Annotated in this window: 20 protein-coding genes; 14 read left to right on the forward strand and 6 right to left on the reverse strand. The window is 72.3% G+C overall.

The window, feature by feature from the left end:
- Window positions 1-116: 116 nt before the first annotated feature.
- A complete protein-coding gene (locus AB0K67_RS38150; protein ID WP_364069878.1) occupies window positions 117-1,085 on the reverse strand; it encodes an alpha/beta hydrolase in 969 nt (322 codons plus the stop codon).
- A gap of 181 nt (window positions 1,086-1,266) precedes the next feature.
- Between AB0K67_RS38150 and AB0K67_RS38155 the strand changes: the two genes are divergently transcribed.
- From AB0K67_RS38155 to AB0K67_RS38180, 6 genes are all read left to right on the forward strand, one after another.
- Entirely contained in the window at window positions 1,267-1,986 is a 720-nt protein-coding gene (locus AB0K67_RS38155) for a dienelactone hydrolase family protein (RefSeq protein ID WP_364069880.1), read from the forward strand.
- A gap of 194 nt (window positions 1,987-2,180) precedes the next feature.
- A complete protein-coding gene (locus tag AB0K67_RS38160; protein ID WP_364069882.1) occupies window positions 2,181-2,726 on the forward strand; it encodes an alcohol dehydrogenase catalytic domain-containing protein in 546 nt (181 codons plus the stop codon).
- Complete coding sequence (locus AB0K67_RS38165; protein WP_364069884.1) at window positions 2,678-2,815, forward strand: hypothetical protein; 138 nt, start codon at window positions 2,678-2,680, stop codon at window positions 2,813-2,815. The genes AB0K67_RS38160 and AB0K67_RS38165 overlap by 49 nt, the downstream gene beginning before the upstream one ends.
- Before the next feature lie 244 nt (window positions 2,816-3,059).
- Window positions 3,060-3,557 carry a cupin domain-containing protein gene (locus AB0K67_RS38170; protein ID WP_364069886.1) on the forward strand — a complete coding sequence of 166 codons (498 nt, stop codon included), beginning with the start codon at window positions 3,060-3,062 and terminating at the stop codon, window positions 3,555-3,557.
- Window positions 3,557-4,198, forward strand: coding sequence for a metalloregulator ArsR/SmtB family transcription factor (locus AB0K67_RS38175; protein ID WP_364069888.1), 642 nt, complete (start codon window positions 3,557-3,559; stop codon window positions 4,196-4,198). The genes AB0K67_RS38170 and AB0K67_RS38175 overlap by 1 nt, the downstream gene beginning before the upstream one ends.
- Window positions 4,199-4,223: 25 nt before the next feature.
- Complete coding sequence (locus tag AB0K67_RS38180) at window positions 4,224-4,511, forward strand: hypothetical protein (RefSeq protein WP_364069890.1); 288 nt, start codon at window positions 4,224-4,226, stop codon at window positions 4,509-4,511.
- A gap of 3 nt (window positions 4,512-4,514) precedes the next feature.
- Here the strand turns inward: AB0K67_RS38180 and AB0K67_RS38185 are convergent, their stop codons facing one another.
- The gene (locus AB0K67_RS38185) at window positions 4,515-6,734 is read right to left on the reverse strand and encodes an MMPL family transporter (protein WP_364069892.1); all 2,220 of its coding nucleotides are present in this window, start codon (window positions 6,732-6,734) and stop codon (window positions 4,515-4,517) included.
- Window positions 6,735-6,833: 99 nt separating this feature from the next.
- Between AB0K67_RS38185 and AB0K67_RS38190 the strand changes: the two genes are divergently transcribed.
- From AB0K67_RS38190 to AB0K67_RS38205, 4 genes are all read left to right on the forward strand, one after another.
- Entirely contained in the window at window positions 6,834-7,358 is a 525-nt protein-coding gene (locus AB0K67_RS38190) for a TetR family transcriptional regulator (protein ID WP_364069894.1), read from the forward strand.
- Between the two features lie 192 nt (window positions 7,359-7,550).
- Window positions 7,551-9,452: a hypothetical protein gene (locus AB0K67_RS38195; protein WP_364069896.1), complete on the forward strand. Its 1,902-nt coding sequence runs from the start codon at window positions 7,551-7,553 to the stop codon at window positions 9,450-9,452.
- A gap of 122 nt (window positions 9,453-9,574) precedes the next feature.
- On the forward strand, window positions 9,575-9,841 hold the full coding sequence (locus AB0K67_RS38200) for a hypothetical protein (RefSeq protein WP_364069898.1): 267 nt from the start codon (window positions 9,575-9,577) through the stop codon (window positions 9,839-9,841).
- A gap of 87 nt (window positions 9,842-9,928) precedes the next feature.
- Window positions 9,929-10,951, forward strand: coding sequence for a hypothetical protein (locus AB0K67_RS38205; protein ID WP_364069900.1), 1,023 nt, complete (start codon window positions 9,929-9,931; stop codon window positions 10,949-10,951).
- 41 nt (window positions 10,952-10,992) lie between these two features.
- On the opposite strand, the gene AB0K67_RS38210 is transcribed toward AB0K67_RS38205, so the two are convergent.
- The 4 genes from AB0K67_RS38210 to AB0K67_RS38225 form a co-directional block, all read right to left on the reverse strand.
- A complete protein-coding gene (locus AB0K67_RS38210; protein ID WP_364069902.1) occupies window positions 10,993-11,181 on the reverse strand; it encodes a DUF6203 family protein in 189 nt (62 codons plus the stop codon).
- Between the two features lie 205 nt (window positions 11,182-11,386).
- Window positions 11,387-13,861 carry a PASTA domain-containing protein gene (locus AB0K67_RS38215; protein WP_364069904.1) on the reverse strand — a complete coding sequence of 825 codons (2,475 nt, stop codon included), beginning with the start codon at window positions 13,859-13,861 and terminating at the stop codon, window positions 11,387-11,389.
- A 106-nt stretch (window positions 13,862-13,967) separates the two neighbouring features.
- Window positions 13,968-15,401 carry a serine/threonine-protein kinase gene (locus tag AB0K67_RS38220; RefSeq protein WP_364069906.1) on the reverse strand — a complete coding sequence of 478 codons (1,434 nt, stop codon included), beginning with the start codon at window positions 15,399-15,401 and terminating at the stop codon, window positions 13,968-13,970.
- A gap of 46 nt (window positions 15,402-15,447) precedes the next feature.
- Window positions 15,448-16,263, reverse strand: coding sequence for a TIGR03619 family F420-dependent LLM class oxidoreductase (locus AB0K67_RS38225; RefSeq protein WP_364069908.1), 816 nt, complete (start codon window positions 16,261-16,263; stop codon window positions 15,448-15,450).
- Window positions 16,264-16,359: 96 nt separating this feature from the next.
- Here AB0K67_RS38225 and AB0K67_RS38230 point away from each other — a divergent pair, with 96 nt between their 5' ends.
- The 4 genes from AB0K67_RS38230 (at window position 16,360) to AB0K67_RS38245 (ending at window position 19,781) form a co-directional block, all read left to right on the forward strand.
- Window positions 16,360-17,607 carry an LLM class flavin-dependent oxidoreductase gene (locus tag AB0K67_RS38230; protein WP_364069910.1) on the forward strand — a complete coding sequence of 416 codons (1,248 nt, stop codon included), beginning with the start codon at window positions 16,360-16,362 and terminating at the stop codon, window positions 17,605-17,607.
- Window positions 17,604-18,476, forward strand: coding sequence for a TIGR03619 family F420-dependent LLM class oxidoreductase (locus tag AB0K67_RS38235; RefSeq protein ID WP_364069912.1), 873 nt, complete (start codon window positions 17,604-17,606; stop codon window positions 18,474-18,476). Before AB0K67_RS38230 ends, AB0K67_RS38235 begins: the two co-directional genes overlap by 4 nt.
- Before the next feature lie 115 nt (window positions 18,477-18,591).
- The gene (locus AB0K67_RS38240) at window positions 18,592-19,407 is read left to right on the forward strand and encodes a HipA family kinase (protein WP_364069914.1); all 816 of its coding nucleotides are present in this window, start codon (window positions 18,592-18,594) and stop codon (window positions 19,405-19,407) included.
- A complete protein-coding gene (locus tag AB0K67_RS38245; RefSeq protein WP_364069916.1) occupies window positions 19,404-19,781 on the forward strand; it encodes a DUF3037 domain-containing protein in 378 nt (125 codons plus the stop codon). The genes AB0K67_RS38240 and AB0K67_RS38245 overlap by 4 nt, the downstream gene beginning before the upstream one ends.
- Window positions 19,782-19,783: the final 2 nt, after the last annotated feature.

A 19,783-nucleotide genomic window follows, 5' to 3' on the forward strand; every position in this document is an offset into this window, starting at 1 on the left:
ATTGACACGGACACCTATCCCTATGTGCGCCGAAAGCCCGCCATTTCCGGAACGTCAGAAAAAGGCGAGGGCACCCGCCCCACACCAGGCGGGTGCCCTCGCACGAAGGAATGATCTCAGATGCCGAAGGCGCGCTGGAGCGCGGCCTCCCTGGCCGCCCGCGCCCGCCTGCTCAGCCCGGCGTCGGGCACCATCATGTCGAAGCCGTGGAACGCCCCCGGATACAGGTGGAACTCGGTCGAGACCCCGGCCTGGGCCAGCCGCTGGGCGTAGCCGATGCACTCGTCCCTGAAGACCTCCAGCTCCCCCACGTCCACGAACGCGGGCGGCAGCCCGGACAGGTCGGTGGCGCGGGCGGGCGCGGCGTACGGGGGCACGTCGTCGGTGCCCATCCGGTCGCCGAGCAGCGCCTTCCACCCGTAGAGGTTGGCCGACCTGGGCCACACCACGGCGTCGGTGAACTCGTGGCTGGACGGCGTGACGTTGCGGTCGTCGAGCATGGGGCAGACCAGGAGCTGGAAGGCCACGTCGGGGCCGCCGCGGTCCCTGGCGAGCAGCACGGTGGCGGCGGCCAGCCCCCCACCCGCGCTGGCCCCGCCCACCGCCACCCTGGACGGGTCGATGCCCAGCTCGGCGGCGTTCTTGACGGTCCAGGCCAGGCCGGCGTAGCAGTCCTCGACGGGCGCGGGGTGCGGGTGCTCGGGCGCGAGCCGGTAGTCGACGGAGACGGCGACCAGGCCGAGCCGCTCGACGTACTCGACGATGATCCCATCGTCCATCTCCGGCTTGCCGATGATCATGCCGCCGCCGTGGATCCAGTAGAGCGCGGGCCGGTTCTCGGCCGCCTCGGCCGGCCGGTAGACGCGCAGCCGGACGTCCGGCGCGCCGGCGGGGCCGGGGACGAGCCTGTCCTCGATGGAGACCGTGGTGTCGGGCCGGGGCGCCGCAGCCAGCATGGCGTTGAGCTGCGCCCGGTGCTCGGCCAGCGCCTCGTACGACAGCGAGGCGAGGTCGATCTCCGCCATCTGCGCGGCCTGCTCGACCCCGGCACGCAGCTCGGGGTCCAGGTTGGGGTGATGCGCCATGGGCTTGTCCTTCCACGGGCGGGTGTTACCGGTCCTTCGATGGTGGGTGCGCGGGCCATCGCCGCACAACCGCCACGCGGCGGCGATTACCGGCCGCGATCCCGCCGTTCGGCGAGACGCCCGCGCGCGGGGCCTGGGGTGGTGCGGCATCCGGCGGCGGCGCTCGGGCATTCTGTAGATCATGTGCCACTCCACTGACAGCAGGCCGCCGGCCCCGCCCGTGCAGGGCGAGGTGTCGGCGCACGAGCAGATCGAGCTGACGGCCGCCGACGGCAACCGCTTCCTCGCCTACCGCGCCGAGCCGGCGCAGCCGAACGGGCGGAGCATGGTGATCCTGCCGGACGTCCGCGGCCTGCACCCGTACTACCGCGACCTCGCGGTGCGCTTCGCCGAGGCGGGCTTCAAGACGATCGCGATCGACTACTTCGGCCGTACGGCGGGCATCGGCGACCGCGGCGACGACTTCGACTTCGGCCCGCACGTCGGCAAGCTCACCAACGACCACGTCAGGGCCGACGCGCTGGCGGCCACGCAGGCCCTGGACGGCCCGGTGTTCACGGTGGGCTTCTGCCTGGGCGGGGCCCAGTCGTGGCGGCAGGCCGCCGAGGGCAACGGCCTGGCGGGCGGCATCGGCTTCTACGGCGCCCTGCGCTTCATCGGCCCGCCGGAGTCGGGTCCCGGCGCGCCGCTGCTGATGCTGCTGGGCGGCGCCGACACGGTCTCGACGCCGGAGCAGTTCGCCGCGTACGAGGCCGCGCTCGACCGGGTCGGCACCCCGTACGAGAAGCACGTGTACGAGGGCGCGCCGCACTCCTTCTTCGACCGCTCGTACGCGGAGTGGGCCGATGCCTGCCAGGACGCCTGGCGGCGCATCCTCGACTTCACCGAGCGCCGCTCCTGAGGGCCGATCATCCCAGGTAGGCGGCCCTGACCACCGGGTCGTCGCGGAACGCCGCGGGCGGCCCGGCGGCGAACGCCCAGCCGCAGGTCAGCGCGGATACGGCTGCCAGGGCCGCCAATGGGCACACCGAGCAACCGCTTGCTCGCAGGAGTGGGCGCGATTACCGTGTGGCGCATGCGGATGCGCGCGGCCGTGTGACCGAGTTCCACGCCCCTCTGGAGCTGCGCGAGGTCGAGATCGCCGCCCCGGGCCCAGGCGAGGTGCGGGTGCGCGTCAAGGCGTCCGGCGTGTGCGGCTCCGACCTCAAGGCCATCGACGGCAAGAGCCCCGTGGCCGGCCGCCTGCCGTTCATCCTCGGCCACGAGAGCGCGGGCGCGGTGGAGAGCGCCGGCGAGCCTGGCGACCCCGTCATCATCGCCATGAACGGCCCCTGCGGCCGCTGCGGCCCCTGCCAGGCGGGACGCTTCCACCTCTGCGCGAGCCCCGGCCGCCTGCCGATCATCATGGGCGGCCTGCCCCGCGTCACCATGGACGGCACCGAGGTGCGCAGGTTCATCGGCATCGGCTCGTTCGCCGAGTACGCCGTCGTCCCCGAGGCCACCCGATGGAGCTGGACACCGGCCTGCTGTTCGCCTCCCGCCGCCTCATGGGCACCCAGGGCGGCGACGCCTCGCCGCACCGCGACCTGCCCATGCTGGCCGAGCAGTACGTACGCGGCCGGCTCGACCTCAACGGCCTGATCAGCGAGCGGCTACCGCTCGAACGGATCAACGAGGCGATCACCCACGTCCGCGAGGGCGCGGTGGCGCGTACCGTGATCACCTTCTGAACCGGGCGCCGCGCGGCGGAGCCGGACGGGCGCCCGGCGGGCGGAACCGCCGCTCCGGCTCGCCAAGAGCCTGAACACGCCCGACCAGCTCAGCAGGGGCCGTTACGCGACCTGCGCGCGGTCATCGACGCCGGAGCGGGACCGGTGCCGCCGGGCCCGAAGACCGGCGAGGCCGAACAGCTCGGCAGGCCGGCCAACCGCCCGCGTTATTCTAAGCTTCCTTAGAACACTAGAGGAGGCGTTGATGTCCTACCCCGAGCCCCGTTACCTCGGCGAACACGGCGAGGCCAGTGGTGTGGTGAAGCTCGCCGGCCAGGCGCCCGACCTGATCATCGGCGGTGAGGGCGGCACCAAGGTGCACTACCTCGCCACCGGCGGCAGCACGAACGGTGCGTACGGCCTTTACCGCTGGGAGATGAGCGGCAAGCCGTCGGGCCCCGACCCGCACTTCCACCGCACGATGACCGAGTCGTTCTACGTGCTGTCGGGCACGATCAAGCTGTACAACGGCGACAGGTGGGTGGACGGCAAGCCGGGCGACTTCCTGTTCGTGCCGGAGGGCGGCATCCACGCCTTCCGCAACGAGTCGGGCGAGCCGGCCTCGATGCTCATCCTGTTCACGCCGGGCGCGCCGCGGGAGGGCTACTTCGAAGAGCTGGCCGAGATCGCCGCCAGCGGCCGGCAGCTCACCCCCGAGGAGTGGACCGACGTCTACCTGCGCCACGACCAGTACATGGTCTGATGTTCGCAGAAGAGCCGATCTACGAGCAGCTCGCCCGCGTCGGCAAGGTCCTGGCGAGCCCTGTCAGGCTGCACCTGCTCGACGTCCTCGACCAGCGCGAGCGCACGGTCGAGGAGCTGGCGCGGGCGGCCGGCGTGCCACTGAAGAACACCTCGGCGCAGCTCCAGCAGCTGCGCGCGGCCAACCTGGTCACCAGCCGCCGCGAGGGCACGCGGATCTACTACCGGCTGGCCGACGAGAGCGTCTCGCGCTTCCTCGGCGCGTTCGAGGCGTTCGCCGGCGAGCGGCTGGCCGACCTGCGCTCCGCCGTCCGCGATCGGCTCGGCGACCTGGAGGGCGTGACGGCCGACGAGCTCGCCTCGCGGCTGTCCGACCCCGGCACGGTCGTCCTCGACGTACGCTCGGCCGCCGACTACGCGGCCGGGCACGTCCCAGGGGCGATCTCGGTGCCCATGGCCGAGCTGCGCGAGCGGCTGGACGAGCTGCCGGCATCGGCGGAGATCGTGGCCTACTGCGGCGGGCCGTACTGCGTGGTCTCGCCCGAGGCCGTACGCGTGCTGCGCGATCACGGCCGCTCGGCCCGCCCGCTGGACGGCGGCTTCCTCACCTGGCGACGCCACGGCAAGCCGCTGGAACGGTGAGCGACAGTCCCGCTACTGTCAGTGCGTGGACTTCGGATCCGCGGCTCTGACCGCTTTGCTCACGCTGCCCTCCAGCGCCAGGCCCGTGTACGACTTCGCCGCCCCCGAGGTCGTCATCTGGTCCGAGCCGAGGGCGGGGGCGCGGCCCCACGGGCTCGGCCGGCCCGGCGAGGGGTTCGCATCCAACCGCGAGGAGGAGCACGAGCCGTACCGGTGCGGCCCGTACGAGACCACGCTCTGGCACCACGGACACAACGCCACCACCGGCGTCATCGGCTGGGTGCCCGCCTGCGACCTGCTGGACTTCGACTGAGGCTCAAACGCCCGTCGTGACCGGCTCGCGCCGCTCGGCCACCGGCTCCTCGTCGTCCTCCTCGTGGCCCTCCACCGACAGGTTCGGCAGCAGCCGGTCGAGCCAGCGCGGGCACCACCAGTTGAGCCGGCCGAGCAGCACCATCGTGGCCGGCACCAGGAACCCGCGGATGATCGTGGCGTCCACCGCGATCGCCACCGCGAGGCCCACGCCGAACGTCTTGACCAGCGAGTCCGGGTAGGCGATGAACGCCGTGAACACCGCCACCATGATCAGCGCCGCCGACGTGATGACCCGCCCGGTCGAGCCGAGCCCCTCGGCCACCGCCCGCGCGTTGTCCCCGTGCCGCAGGTACGACTGCCGCACCGCCGTCAGCAGGAACACCTCGTAGTCCATCGACAGCCCGAACAGCACCGCGAACAGCATCAGCGGCACGTAGCTCTCGATGGGCACCGAGAAGAAGATCGTCTGCACGTACGAGGAGCTGGCCGGCGGGTCCATGCCGACGAGCCCGGTGCCGAGCCCGAACGAGAACACCAGCGCCAGCGCGCCGAACGCGGCGCCGAGCGACACCAGGTTCATCACCGCCGCCTTGATCGCCACGACGGGCGCGCGGAAGGCCAGCAGCAACAGCAGCGCGCTGAGCCCCACCACGACGCCGATGACCAGCGGGGTGCGCTCGGTCATCCGGTCGCCCGCGTCGGTCAGGCCCGCGACCTTGCCGCCCACGTGCACCTGCACGCCCGGCAGGTCGATCGCGCGGACGTCCCTGACGACCTCGGCGGTGCGCTCGTCGCTGGGCGCGTACTCGGGGATGGCCTGCACCAGCACCGACCGGCCGTCCTCGTTGACCTTGGGGTCGCTGACGTACTTGACGCCCTCGACGTCCTCCACCTCGCGGACGACGTCCTTGACCAGCGGGTCCTTGGCGTCCGGCACCTTCTCCGGCAGCTCGGCGACCACGATGAGCGGGCCGTTGAAGCCGGGGCCGAAGCCGGTCGCCATCAGCTCGTACGCCCGGCGCGACTCCGAGCCCTTGTCGCCGTAGCCCTCGTCGATGGGGCCCAGCTTCAGCCCCAGCGCGGGCGCGGCGAGCGCGCCGAGCACGAACGCGCTGGCCACCAGCACCCGCCACGGCATGCGCGCCACCCACGAGCCGAGCCCCGCCCAGCCGGAGCCGGCGGAGCCCGAGCCGCGCAGGAACGGCACCTTGAGCGCGTTGATCCGGTGGCCGAGCAGGCCGAGCAGAGCCGGCACCAGCGTGATCGAGGTCAGCACGGCGGCCACGACCGAGATGCCGGTCACCCAGCCGAGCGTGGCTAGCAGCGGGAACCCGGCCAGCATCAGCGCGCTCAACGCGATGATCACCGTGCCGCCCGCGAACACCACCGCGCCGCCGGAGCTGGAGACGGTCCTGCGTACCGACTCCACCACGGGGACGCCCTGCGCGAGCAGCCTCCGGTGCCGCGACAGCAGGAACAGCGCGTAGTCGATGCCGACGCCGAGGCCGATCATCGTGGCCATGATCCCGGCCTGCTTCGGCATGTCCACGACCCAGCCGAGCAGGCCGATGACACCCAGCCCCGAGGCCACGCTGATCAGCGCGGCGAAGATCGGGATGATGGCGGCGACCAGCGTGCCGAACGCGAACACCAGCACCACCAGCGCGCACAGCACGCCGATGACCTCGCTGGGCCCTGTCTTGATCTCCTTGTCGGCCGGGTTCGAGGCGTCGGCGGGCACCACTTCGAGCCCGGCCTCCCGCGCCGGGTCCGCCGCCTTGGACAGCTCCTGGGTGGTCTGAGCGATCTTGTCGGAGTCGTTGCCCTCAAGCCGGATGGTGATGAGGCCGATCTGCAGGTTGGACGAGATGCCGCCCATCCTGAACGGGCTCTCCACGGAGGAGACGTGCGGCTGCGTGCGCAGGCGGTCGACCGCCCGCTCCACGGCCTCTTTGCGCTCGTCCTCCATCAGCGAGCCGCCGGGCGAGTAGACGAGGAGCTGGACGGTGCCGCCCGCGGCGTACCCCGCGCCGAAGCCCGTCTTCATCAGGTCGTGGGCGCGCTGCGCGTCGGTGCCGGGGATGCTGGCGTCGTTGTTGGTCGGGCTGGGGAAGGCGAGGTTGCCTCCCATCAGCGCCGCGGCGGCGATCACCCAGGTCACGAGCACGATCCAGCCGTGCCGTGCGCACCAGCCGCCCAGCCGTCCCAGCAACCGTGTCATCGCTCAGCCCCCACTCGACGGCCGTCCTGTACGATCGTACAGGACATACGATAAGGGGACGGATTTCCCCTAGGCCGTCTCCGGCAGGGAAATGAGACGATGACCACAGCCGACGACACCCGATCGCGGATCCTGGCCGCCGCCAGAGAGCTCTTCGCAGAACGCGGCTACGCGGCGACCTCCCTGGCCGACATCGCGGCAGCCGTCGGCCTCACCAAGACGGCCGTCGCCTACCACTTCCACCCCAAGGACCGCCTGGCCGCCGAACTCCTCGACCCGGTCGCGGCCGACATGCTGACGCTGCTCGACACCCCGTACGACAGCAGGGAGGAGTTCGTCGAGGCGCTCGTCACGTTCGCGGTGCGCTACCGATCGGTCATCCGGCTGTTCATGGAGGATCTCGCCGCCGACGACGCGGGCGCCGAGCCCGGCTCCGAACGCCACACGATCAGGACGTTCAGGGACGAGATCTACGCCAAGCTCGCCGGCCCCGACCCCACCCCCGAGGCGAGGCTGAAGAGCTGGGCACTGCTGGGGGCGCTGCAGTGGGGCGCGGTGAAGACCATGGATCTGCCGGAGGACCAGGTACGGGCCGCGCTCTTGGAAGCGGCCCGAGCGTACTGACCGCTGTCATGTGACGGTTCCACGGCCTGGCCCGCTCGCGCGAAGGGCCTGCACGACTCGACGGCCGGCTAGCGCGGAGGGCCTGCACGGCTCGACCGCCTTACCGCTTGTGCACAACAGCCCTCGCGAAAACGTCTCAGCGGCGATACTGGGACGCCAGACCACCCATCGCACCCCGCAGGGAGTCCGGTCGTGCGTACCTGGTTCGAGCCGGAGGAAGCCGAGGAATTCGAGGCGGCCAAGGCCGTGCTGGTGCGGCGCTGCCTCACCTGGGCCGGCGAGCACGACCGCCCGGCGGACGAGCTGCTCGTCGGCGCCGCCATCGACGCCCGGCACCACAGCCGCGACGGGCGGCTCGCGTACTGGGACGAAAAGCAGATCCGCCGCTACCTGCTGGGCTGGATCCCCCGCTACGTCGTCGCCCCGCGCGAGATCCTCGACATCGCCCCGGACACCCTGCGCACCTACCTCGGCTACCTCACCGCCACCGGCCTGCGCGACCCCCGCGGCGCCACCCCGGCCGAAGCCGACCTCGCCATCGCCCGCGCCACCCCCGAGTACCGTGCCGCGCTCGGCCACCTCACCAGGCCAGGCCCCCTCGGCTTCGCACGCGACCCGGCCGAGCCGCGCGCCCACCTCCAGCCGCCCATCGCGCTGCCGCCCGCCGCCGACCTCACCGCCGCCGCCGCGCGCAGCCCCACGGTCGAACGCCTCATCGCGCTCACGACCTGGGCCGGCGAGGACGGCCGAGCGCTCACCGGGACCGGCGACCTGCCCGCCGACGCGGCCCGCGAGCTGACCGCCCTGCTCGGCACCGGCGAGGACGCCGGGCAGGCCCGCTCCAGCGCCGACCTCCCCCAGCTCGCCCTCCTCCTCGCCTGGGCCAGGCGGCTGCGGCTGGTCCGTGCCGCCGAGGGCCGCCTGCACGCGGTCGCCAGGACCGCCCCGCTGCTGCGCGACCCCGAGGGCCTGTGGCGGCGCGCCTTCCACGCGCTCCCCTCGCTCGGCCCGTTCGTCATCCGCCGCACCACCGCCTCGCCCTTCACGCTCTTCTTCCCCGACCTCCTCACCGGGCTCCTCAACACCCTGTACGGCATGGACGACATGCCGGTGGCCCGCCTCGCGGAAACGGTGTGGCTGACCTGCAGAAAACACCACCACCGCATCCCCACCGGCTGGAACGACGGACGGAAGCCCACCGATGACCTGATGGAGACCCGGCGAAGACTCGCCGAGGACCTGGCCCGCGCCTTCGACGTCCTCGCCGACCTGGGCGCCGTCGAGCTGACCCGCGGCCCGGCCGACGAGCTCTACCTCAGCGACCTCGACCACGACGACTACATCGATGACGACGGTCAGGGGCTGCCGCCCGATGCCGCAGAACGCCTGCGCGCCCGCCTCGCCGAGCCCGACCTGCTGCTGGCCAGGCTCACCCCACTCGGGCAGCGCGCCGTACGCGAACGCCTGCTGGCCGACGGCCGCGACGCCCCGCTGATCGGCGAACTGGCCGGCGCCTCCGCCGCCGAGCTGCTCGGCGTACTCACCCAGCACTACCCGCCGTACGACGCCGCCGCCGAACTCCACGGCTGGCTGGCCCAGCCGGGTCACGGCATCGAGCCGTTGTTGCAGGCTGTACGCGAGTGCCCGTTCCGCACCCGCGCCGCGGCCATGCTCAACATGCTCGCCGAAGCCCTGCCCGACGGCCGTGCCCTCCTCCACGGCCTGCGCCGCGACCCCGTACTCGGCCCCGCCGCCCTCACCTACCTCGTGGACGTCGGCGAACTCGACCCGTCCGCGATCGGGCACGGCGAGCACCTGCTGCTCGTCGCCGAGAACTTCCTCACCCTGCTGGAGCTCGGCGGCCCTCAGCCCCTGATCGAGCAGCTCAAGGTGATGGCGGGGCGGGAGGCGTACGACCTGGTGACCGCCGTACTCGACGCCGGCCACCACGACACGGTCGGCCTGGAGGAAATGCGCGTCCTGGTCGCCGAGCCGCTGCGCGCCGCCCGCCATCGCCCGCTCCGCCTCATCCCCGGCACCGGCCCAGGCAGCGGAAACCGCCCCACCAGAAAACGCAACCGCCGCAACCACTGACCGCTCCGCCGGAAGCGGAATCCACCCCGCCCGACCTGAGCTGTTGGCAGAATGTGACCATGCGACTACCCCGGGCGAAGTATTTCAATACCACCGGGCCATGCGACCCGGCACTCCACTACATGCTTCCTCCTGTGCCGCGCATCCCCGAGGCCCGCACGCTTATCGAGATGGACCGCTACTTCGTCCTGCACGCCCCTCGGCAGACCGGCAAGACCACGTCGCTGCGCACCCTCGCCGCCGAGCTGACCGCCGAGGGCGACACCGCCGCCCTGATGGTCTCCTGCGAAGTCGCCGAGGCGGTGGGTGACAACTACGCCGCCGCAGAGTCCCTGCTGCTCAACGCCCTGCGTGAAGCCGCCAATCGCTCGGGGTGGCCGAAGAAGTGACTCCCACCGGATCCCTGGCCGTCGAGCCCTCCTGGCGCTCAGTTCGGCGCGGCATTGAGCGCCTGGTGCCGCCGCTGCCCGCGCCGGGTGGTGCTGTTCCTGGACGAATTCGACGCCCTTCAGGGCAACAGCATGGTCAGTATCCTCAGCCAGCTCCGCGACGGCCACAACGCGCGTCCGGAGCGCCACCCTTTCCCCGCATCGATCGTGCTGTGCGGACTGCGGGACGTGCGGGATTACAAGGTCGCATCCGGCAGTGACCCCGACCGGGTCAACCCGGCGAGTCCGTTCGACATCATCGCCAAATCGCTGCGCATGGGCGACTTCACCGCCGACCAGATCGCCGAGCTGTACGACCAGCACACCGAGGCGACCGGGCAGGAGTTCACCAAAGACGCGGTTGATCGGGTGTTCGAGCTGACCCAGGGCCAGCCGTGGCTGGTCAACGCGCTCGCCCACGAATGCGTGCACGAGATGGGGCTGAAGGGCACCGTCACCACCGCCCATGTGGAAGATGCCAAGGAGCGGCTGATCCGGGCCCGCGCCACCCACCTCGACTCGCTCGTCGCCCGCCTGCACGAGCCCCGGGTCGAGCGCGTGATCGAGCCCATCGTGGCCGGCGCGGCTCCCGGCCTGGACAGCGCCTTCGACCATGCCGTCTCCTACGTCCACGACCTGGGCCTCATCCGCGACACCCGAACGCTGGAGATCGCCAACCCCATCTACCGGGAGGTCCTCTCCGGGTGCTGGGCGACCGCACCGAGCGGTTCGTCCGCGCGAACCCGCGCAGCTTATTCGCCGGCCCTACCAGGGGCCGGACGGCGAACGGCTCATGCAGCGCGAGGCCATGGAGCTCAAGGTCTGGCGGGCGGGCGAGAACGACCCGCTGCCCGAGGGCCTGGCCCAGCTCGACCGCTACCTCGACCGGCTCACCCTCCCCACCGGCAAACTCGTCATCTTCGACCGCCGCCCCGAAGCACCGCCGTGGCCGGAGCGAGGCGCGTTCGAGGAGGCGGTCACGCCGTCCGGCCGACCGGTCACCGTACTGCGCGTGTGACCTCGTGGGGCGGGTTACGAGGGTGCCGGGGCGGGGGTGCGGGCGATCAGTAGTGCGGGTTCAAGGGCGTCCGGCCCGTGCCAGTAGTGCGGGTTCAAGGGCGTCCGGCCCGTGCGGCCTCCTGCGCGGTACGGCCGTACTGCGGCACGGGCTGCCGCCCCTCGCGCTCGGCGCGGCGGCGCTTGCGGCGTCGCCCGAGGATCCAACCGGCGCCCAGAATGGCCAGGCCGAGAGGGGTCGCCGCCAGGCGGCGGGCCACCAGAAGCTTCAGGAATGCCTTCATACGCCCCACCTGCCCAAGGACGACAGCCACACGCCTGGGCCCGCCCCCGTACGGAACCACGAGACGCGGCCCCACCCCGCACAACGCGGCCGCCGCAAGAGGCGAACGCCAGCACCGCCCTGCAGGAGGCGTGAGCCACCTGCCCTGGCGCAGCGGTGCATGAGGCGAGCGCGCCGGCTCCACGGAACTTCCGTGTGGGCCGAGGTCAGTCGGGTTCGGAGAGGTCGGTCGGAGGTTCGAGGGATTCGCCGGGGTCGGGGCCGGTCTGGGCGGGCTCGCCGATCGTGATGACGACCTGGCTGCCGGGCTTCGCGCACGTCTCCGGCTTGACGCTCTGTGCCAGCACCATGCCGGCCTGGGACTCGTCGTCCACCGATTGTTCCTTCGTCACCACCGAGAAGCCGGCCGCGTCCAGGGTGGCGCGGGCGGCGTCGCGGGGGCGGCCGACGACCGGCGGCACGGCGGCGCCGTGCCGGGAGATCGTGAGCGCCACCGCCGTGCCTCCCTCGACGCGGCGGCCCGCCTTGGGGCGGGTGGTCAGCACCGTGCCCTCCGGTGCCTCAGAGCAGGCCCGGGTGACGGAGCCGACCTTCAGGCCCGCGTCGATCAGGGCCGCTTCGGCGACGGCGCGCCGCCTGCCCGCCACCGCAGGCACGGGCAATCCTGCCGACACCCGCAGGGACACCGTGCTGCCTCGGTCCACGACGGTGCCGGCGGCGGGGGTGCTGGAGAGCACCTGGCCGATCGTTCGAGGTGAGTCCTGCTTGGTGACGCGTCCCACGGCGAGGCCAGCGCGCTGGACGGCCTTGGCGGCGGCTTCCCTGCTCAGACCGACCAGGGACGGGACCGTCGCCGTCGGCGGGCGTACGGCCGAGGGCTGGTCGTACGCGGGCCGCCTGGCCCCCTCGACCTGCTTCCTCTCCGTTTCCTTCGTCGGTGAGGGCGTGGCGGTTCGCGACTTGCGCTCGGGTGAAGGCGTGGTGGGCGGCGGCGAGGCGAGCGGGCCGGCCGCCTGCGGACCTGCCTGTCCCGCGGGGGTACGGGTCATCGCGGGGACGATCACGACGAGCAGCACGACGGCGGTCACCAGCAGCGCCGCGCACACGGCCATCGCCGCCCGCGGCCAACCCCGCCGGTTCGTACGCTCTCCGCCGCCCGAACCCTCCGCGGCGGCCCAAAGCTCGTCACCGCCCAGCGCGCCGTCCCCGGGAGGTAAGGCCCCACCGGGTGCGATCGGTGAGCGGGCATGAGCCGAACGGAGGTCGGAGGCGGTGCCGAAGTCCCTGCCACGTCTCGCGGCCCACGGATCGAACGCTCCAAAATCCGCAGCGCTGCCGGCATCCCCAGGGTCGGGCGTACCGGAATCCGACGGGCGGCCGGCGGCCCATGGGTCGGAGGTGCCGAAGGTTCCGGGATGGTCGACCCAAGGGGAGGAGGAGCCCGAGGTCCCGAATCGGCCGGCGCGGGGATCGGAGAAGCCGGGCCGAGCCGCTTGCGAGTCGGCAGAGCCGGGACGGGCGGCATGCGGGTCGGAGGAGCCGAGGTGGCCGTATTGCGGGTCGGAGGAGCCGAGGTGGCCGGCGTGCGGGTCCGCGGCTCCGGGAGGAGCAGGGTGATCGATGGGCTGGTCGGTGGTGGGCGGGAGGTGGTAGGCGTCGGGTGTGCCGGTCGCCTCGGGTTCGGCGAGAGGCGAGGCGGGCTCGGCCGACGGCGCACCCCACGACGAGGCGGGCTCCGCAGGCGGCGAGGCGTCGGCGGGCCCGGCTCCCTCCCCCGCCGTACGCGGCCCGGGCGCCAGGGGCTCCACAGCGGGAGGCGTGCGGAGGACGGGCGGCGGGGGTGAGCGCAGCACCTCCGCCGGCACGTCGGCCGACACCTCCCTCGGCGCCTCCCCCAGTAACTCGAACAGCAGCTCCCGGCTGGTCGGCCGGTTACGGGCGTCTTTCTCCAGGCAGGCGGCGACGAGCGTGCGCAACCGGCCGTCGAGGAGCCCGAGTTCGGGCGGCGCGGTGAGGATGCGGTGCAAGACGGGCGCCACGGAGTCCTGGCCGAAGGGCGCGGTGGCGTTGGCCGCGAAGCACATGGTGGCGCCCCAGGAGAAGACGTCGGCGGCGCCGGTGACGGCGGAGGCGGTGATCTGCTCGGGCGCCATGTACGCGGGCGTCCCGACCCCGCGCCCGCTGAGGGTGGCGGCGGCGTCGAGCAGCCTGGCCAGGCCGAAGTCGATGACGCGCGGCCCGTCGGGTCCGAGCAGCACGTTCTGGGGCTTGAAGTCGCGGTGGACGATGCCCGCGCGGTGGATGGCGACGAGCGCGGTGGCGGTGCCGACGGCGAGGCGTTCGAGCGCGCCGCCGCTGCGGGGCCCGGTGAGCATGACTTCGCGGTGCAGGGAGTGCCCGTCGACGTACTCGCTGACGATGTACGCCCGTCCCTCGTCGAACCCGGCGTCGATCACCTGCGCGGTGCAGAACCTGGCCACGTGTTTGGCCAGCTCGACCTCCCGCAGGAACGCCGCCCGTTCGTCGCCGACGGGCCCGTGCAGGAGCTTGACCGCGTACCTCTGACCGCCCCTGGAACCGAGGAACACCGCCCCCTGGCCACCCTCGCCCAGCCGCCCGGTGAGCTCGTAGTCGCCGAGTCTCCGAGGGTCCCCCGTTCTGAGCGGCTGCGCCGTTGGCACGGGGCCGCCTCCCCTCGCCGCCACCTTCTGCCTCCTACTGAAGGCAACGGGCCGCGAACAGTCAACGGTGCGCAGGGCAATCGCATCCGGACCGTGACACAGCCGGTCAGGACGTACGCGCGACCCTGCCGAAATACGTCACTTCGTCCTTACCTGGGCGGTTGACCTTGATGTCCATCTGGTTCACATCGGAGGTGGGGAACATGCGGAGCGTGCCGGGGTAGCACTCGCGCCCGGAGACGTCCCGGAGCGTGAAGACCATGCCGCCGCCCTCGGGGACGAGCCGTCCCGTGCAGTGCAGGTCGGCTCCCCAGCGCATGCGCCCGGCGCCGTCGTCGTCGAGGACGAGTTCGACGGGAAAGACGCGTCCGGCGGTGAAGTGCTCGGCGGAGCCGGTCCAGTCGCCGGCCAGCCCCGGGCCCTGGACGCCGCGCAGGTAGAGCACGAGCCCGGCGACGCCCATGAGGAGGCCGGCGAACGCGACGGCCACCTGCCAGGGGCGCACGCGCCGCCGCCGGTCACCGGCGTCGGCGTCGGCCACCTGGCCGGGGGTGATGGCGGGGAAGCTGGTGGTGGGGTCGGGGTCGGTGATGACGCCGGGCTCGGCCTCGGACGCGCCGATCCCGACGACGGCGTCGGGGGCGCGGGTGACGGCGGTGGCGGGGCGTACCAGCGTGCCGAGTGCCTTGCCGCCGACGGCGGCCATGGCGCCGGTCGTGAGCACGTCCCCGCCGGCGACGGCCTCCTGCCCGAGCAGCAGGCGCAGCACCTCTTCGGCGTCGGGCCGGTCGGTGGGCTCGACGGCCAGGCAGGCTTCGACGATCTCGCGCAGCCGCCCGTCGAGGTCGCCGAGGTCGGGCTTGCCGTAGAGGACGCGGGCCAGCACCTCGTTGTGGGTCTCGGCGGTGTACGCGTGCCGCCCGCTGGCGGTGTAGGCGACGGTGAGCGCCCAGGCCCACATGTCGGCGGGCGGTCCGGCGGGTTCGCCCTTCATGCGCTCGGGAGCCATGTACGCGGGCGTGCCCAGGGGCATGTGGCTGGTGGTGACGGCGGTGTCGACGAGCCGGGACACGCCGAAGTCGATGACGCGGGGCCCGTCGATGCCGAGCAGCACGTTGCCCGGTTTGAAGTCGCGGTGCACGACGCCGGCGCGGTGGATGGCGACGAGCGCGGTGGCGGTGCCGATGGCCAGGCGTTCGAGCGAGCCGCCCGTGCGCGGCCCCTCGGTTTCGACGTGCTCGCGCAGCGAGGGGCCTTCGATGTATTCGCTCACCAGGTAGGGCCTGGTGCCTTCGAGGTCGGCGTCGAGGAGCTGGGCCGTGCAGAACGCGGCGACCCGGCGTACCGCCTCGATCTCGCTGAGGAAGCGGCGGCGCGCGTCCGGCGTGCCGGAGAGGCTGGCGTGCAGCAGCTTGATGGCGACCTGCTGACCTTGCGGGGATTCGCCGAGGTAGACCACACCTTGGCCACCCTGACCGAGCCTGCGTGTCAGCCGGTAGGACCCCAACTGCCGGGGGTCGTCGGCACGTAGCTCGGACATATACCGCCATTATGCCTGGCCGCAGCGAACATGCGGCCAGAAGAAGCTACGGGAGCAGTGCGGCGTACCGGTCGAGAACGGGCAGCACCTGGTCGGCGGGGCCGCTGGGCAGCGTGGCGACCGCCTCCTCGACGCCCAGCCCGGCGAAGTAGTCGAGCTTCTCGCGGGTGGGCAGGGTCGCGAACGGAATCACCTTCGCCATCGGCCGCCCGGCCTTCTCGCACGCCTCCCGCAGGGCGGGCAGCGCCGCCTTGATGCCGCGCCCGCCGATGGGCATCCAGCCGTCGGCGTACTCGGCGACGTGGGCGAAGAGCTTCGGCCCCGCCGCGCCCCCGACATAGACGGGCGGCATGGCGAGCGGTTTGGGCCAGGACCAGGCCGGCTCGGCGCCCTCGAAGGAGGCCACCTCATCGCGCCAGAGCGCCTGCATGGCCAGGACGTGACGCCGGGCGATCTCGCGCCGCCGCCGGTACGGGACGCCGTGGTTCTCGATCTCCTCGGCGTTCCAGCCGAAGCCGACGCCGACCACGACGCGGCCGCCGGAGAGCAGGTCGAGTGTGGCGATGGCCTTGGCGGTGACGATGGGGTCGCGCTGGGCGGCGAGCAGGATGCCGGTGCCGAGGCGCAGCCGGGTGGTCGCGGCGGCGGCGAAGGACAGGGCGACGAGCGGATCGAGCGTGCGCTTGTACTCCTCGGGCAGCTCGCCGTCCGCCGCGCCCGGGTACGGCGTGCGCCGCGAGACGGGTATGTGGGTGTGCTCGGGCAGGTAGAGCGAGTCGAACCCGCGTTCCTCCGCCGCCCTGGCCAGCTCCTGCACCGGCATGGCCAGGTCGGTCGCGAACATCGTGACGCCGAGCTTCATGACACCTCACATCCGCAAACCAAGCGATTGCTCGGTTGAGATTTCCAGAGTACCTTGCGAAGGACGTCCCGCTAAGAGGCGGAGAGGGGTGCGCCGGTGAAGTTTTCCATCTTCCTGAATCCGCAGATACCGGGCTCGGGTTACGCGGCCGAGGAGAACGCCAAGGCCAGGCGCCCGATCGGCCGCGACACCGAGTCGTACCAGCGGCTGCTGCACGAGGTACGCGAGATCGCCGTGCACGCCGACCGGATCGGGTTCGACGCGCTGATGATGACCGAGCACCACTTCCACTCCGAGGGCATGGAGTTCTCGGTCAACCCGCTGATGTTCCTCACCGACCTCGCCGCGCGGACCGAGCGCATCCTGCTCGCCCCGCTCGGCCTCGTCCTGCCCGCCTGGGACCCCATCAGGGCGGCCGAGGACGTCGCGCTGCTCGACCAGTTCAGCAAGGGACGGCTGCGGCTGGGCGTGGCGCGGGGCTACCAGAACCGCTGGATGAACGTGCTCGGCCAGCGCTGGCAGGCCGCCGCCGCCCGTTCCGACGGCTCGGCCGGCGACACGCGGAACTTCGACGTCTTCGGCGAGGTCCTGAAGATCATGAAGATGGCCTGGACTCAGGAGACGCTCCGCTACAAGTCGGACGTGCTCGACTACCAGGTGCCCTACCCGTACGAGGGCATCGAGGGCTGGCCCGCCCAGGAGTGGACCCGCACGTTCGGCGCGCCCGGCGAGCTGGACGAGAACGGCGTCGTCCGCGCCGTCTCCGTCTGCCCCCGGCCCTACCAGCAGCCGCACCCCGAGCTGTGGCAGCCGTTCACGATCTCCGACCGGTCGGTCATCAGGGCGGCGCAGGAGGACATCCTGCCGTGGATGTTCACCCCCGACCCCGACGAACACGCCAAGAAGGCCCGGCTCTACCAGGAGGAGTCCGCCAAGCACGGCCGCCACTACAAGCTGGGCGAGCACACCGGCATCCTCAAGATCGTCGGCATCGGCGACACCACCGAGCAGGCCATCGCCACCTTCGGCCGCAGCATCCCCAAGGACTTCGCCGCCTTCTTCGGCCCCTTCGGCTACCTGGAGGTGCTGCGCAAGCAGGAGGACGACGGGCACAAGCCGATCTCGCCGGAAAAGGGCGACGCCAAGCGCATGAGGGACGTCGAGATGGCGCTGTTCGGCACGCCCGACGACGTCAAGCGCGGCATCCAGCGCATGCTCGACCGGATGCCCGACCTGGAGTGGTTCGGCCTCTACATGCAGGGCCAGCAGGGCGTGCTGCCGCTCGACACGGTCAAGCGCAACTTGGAGCTGTTCGCCACCAAGGTCGCCCCGGAGTTTCGATGAGATTCTGGCTGGGCGCCTCCTTCTCCGGCACCGGCGAGTTCACGGAGCTGGCGCGGGCGGCCGAGCGGTGCGGCTTCGACACGCTGACGCTCTCCGACCACCTCTTCTACGCCGACTTCGCCTCGCCGTACCCGTACTCGCGGTCGGGACGGCCCCGGTGGGATGCGCGTACGCACTGGCCCGACGTGTGGGTGACGATCGGCGCGATGGCCGCGGTCACCAGCACGCTGCGTTTCGCCCCGAACGTCTACGTCGCCCCGGCCCGCGACCTGTTCACCGTGGCCAAGCAGGTCTCCACGGCGGCGGTGCTGTCGCACGAGCGGGTGGCGTTCGGTGTCGGAGTGGGCTGGTGCAAGGAGGAGTTCGTCGCCACGGGGCAGGACTTCCACACGCGCGGCAAGCGCCTGGACGCCATGCTGCCGACGCTGCGCGCGCTCTGGTCGGGCGCGACGGTGGCCCTCGACGGGCTCCCGCCGCTGTCGATCTCCCCCACGCCGGAGCATCCGATCCCCGTGTACGTCGGCGGCGACAGCGAGGCGGCACTGCGCCGCGCGGCCCGGCTCGGCGACGGCTGGATCGGCAACCGCATCTACACCGAGGAGCAGCTCGACGAGGTGCTCGCCGCGCTGCGCGGCCACCTGGAGGCGAACGGCAGATCCGCCGACGGCTTCGAGGTGATCGCGCCGCTCGCGGTGCTCCCCGACGCCGAGACCTACCGCCGCTTCGCCGCCAAGGGCGTGACGGGCACGCTGGCCGCGCCGTGGTGGCTCGCGACGGACGAGGAGAAGTCCCGGTACGGCGCGGGCACGCTCGACCTCAAGATCGCCACCATGGAGCGCTTCGCCGAAGAGGTCATCGCGAAGATGTGAGCGCGCCGCGCGGGAGCCCGGATGGCACTCGCCGCGCGGGAGCCCGGATGTCCTGCGCCGCGCTGGAGCCCGCAAGACGTGCTGAGCGGCGGTTCCGGGGCGATAGCCTCATCTCGTGCTGGAAAAGATCGCAGCCACCCGTTACGTCACTCCGCTGCGGGAGGGCGGGTCGCTGCCCGGCGTGGTCGAGGCCGACGACCTCGGCACGTACGTCGTCAAGTTCCGCGAGGCCGGTCAGGGCCGGCGGGTGCTGGTGGCCGAGATCATCGCCGCCGAGCTGGCCCGCCGCCTCGGCTTCAAGACCCCCGAGCTCAAGCTCATCGACCTCGACCCGCAGCTCGGCGTCAGAGAGCCGGACGAGGAGGTGCAGGACCTCCTCAAGGCCAGCGCCGGGCTCAACCTCGCGGTCGACTTCCTGCCGGGCGCCCTCGGGTTCGACCCGCTGGCCTGGGCGCCCGACCCGGTGTTCGCCGCCAGGGTGGTGTGGTTCGACGGCCTGATCCACAACGTCGACCGCAGCTGGCGCAACCCCAACCTGCTCGTCTGGCACCGCGACACGTGGCTGATCGACCACGGCGCCGCCCTGTGGTTCCACCACAACTGGCGCACCGCCGACCCGCAGCGGCCGTTCGACGCGGGCGACCACGTGCTCGCCCCCTTCGCCGGCGACGTGGACGCGGCGGGCGCCGACCTGGCCGGCCGCATCGACCGCGAGCTGCTGGAGACGGTGACGGCCCTGGTGCCGGACGAGTGGCTGGCAGGCGAGCCGGGCTTCGACTCCCCCGACGGCGTGCGCGCGGCGTACGTCGACCATCTCCTGCGGCGGGCGCACGGGCCGCGCGCGTGGCTGACGGCCGGCGAGCAGAAGGAGCGCAGGACGACGGGCCCCGGCTCCGTCGGCGCGTTCTGGCGGGAGGGCAGGACCCAGTGAGCAGAGACGTCTACGAGTACGCGGTGATCCGCGTGGTGCCGAAGGTCGAGCGGGGCGAGCAGATCAACGCCGGCGTGCTGCTCTACTGCCAGCCGCGCGGCTACCTGTGCGCCAAGGTCCAGCTCGACCCCGAGCGGCTGCGGGCCCTCGACCCGAGCGCCGACGTGGAAGGGGTGCGGCGGGCGCTCGGCGCGTACGAGGCGGCCTGCGGCGAGCGTCCGGGACCGCTCGCGCGCGAGTCGCTCGGCGGCCGGTTCCGCTGGCTGACCGCGCCGCGCAGCACGATCGTCCAGGCGGGGCCGGTGCACGCGGGGCTCACCGCCGACCCCGACATCGAGCTGGCGCGGCTCTTCGACAAGCTCGTACGCGTATAGCC

The organism is Nonomuraea sp. NPDC052634 (assembly GCF_040678535.1).
Classification (GTDB): domain Bacteria; phylum Actinomycetota; class Actinomycetes; order Streptosporangiales; family Streptosporangiaceae; genus Nonomuraea; species Nonomuraea fastidiosa.

Bases quoted from the DNA above. Each gene is read 5' to 3' on its own strand.
- AB0K67_RS38150 (WP_364069878.1), bottom strand. From the start codon at position 1,085: ATGGCGCATCACCCCAACCTGGACCCCGAGCTGCGTGCCGGGGTCGAG.
- AB0K67_RS38155 (WP_364069880.1), top strand. From the start codon at position 1,267: ATGTGCCACTCCACTGACAGCAGGCCGCCGGCCCCGCCCGTGCAGGGC.
- AB0K67_RS38165 (WP_364069884.1), top strand. From the start codon at position 2,678: ATGCTGGCCGAGCAGTACGTACGCGGCCGGCTCGACCTCAACGGCCTG.
- AB0K67_RS38170 (WP_364069886.1), top strand. From the start codon at position 3,060: ATGTCCTACCCCGAGCCCCGTTACCTCGGCGAACACGGCGAGGCCAGT.
- AB0K67_RS38175 (WP_364069888.1), top strand. From the start codon at position 3,557: ATGTTCGCAGAAGAGCCGATCTACGAGCAGCTCGCCCGCGTCGGCAAG.
- AB0K67_RS38185 (WP_364069892.1), bottom strand. From the start codon at position 6,734: ATGACACGGTTGCTGGGACGGCTGGGCGGCTGGTGCGCACGGCACGGC.
- AB0K67_RS38190 (WP_364069894.1), top strand. From the start codon at position 6,834: ATGACCACAGCCGACGACACCCGATCGCGGATCCTGGCCGCCGCCAGA.
- AB0K67_RS38200 (WP_364069898.1), top strand. From the start codon at position 9,575: ATGCTTCCTCCTGTGCCGCGCATCCCCGAGGCCCGCACGCTTATCGAG.
- AB0K67_RS38210 (WP_364069902.1), bottom strand. From the start codon at position 11,181: ATGAAGGCATTCCTGAAGCTTCTGGTGGCCCGCCGCCTGGCGGCGACC.
- AB0K67_RS38220 (WP_364069906.1), bottom strand. From the start codon at position 15,401: ATGTCCGAGCTACGTGCCGACGACCCCCGGCAGTTGGGGTCCTACCGG.
- AB0K67_RS38225 (WP_364069908.1), bottom strand. From the start codon at position 16,263: ATGAAGCTCGGCGTCACGATGTTCGCGACCGACCTGGCCATGCCGGTG.
- AB0K67_RS38235 (WP_364069912.1), top strand. From the start codon at position 17,604: ATGAGATTCTGGCTGGGCGCCTCCTTCTCCGGCACCGGCGAGTTCACG.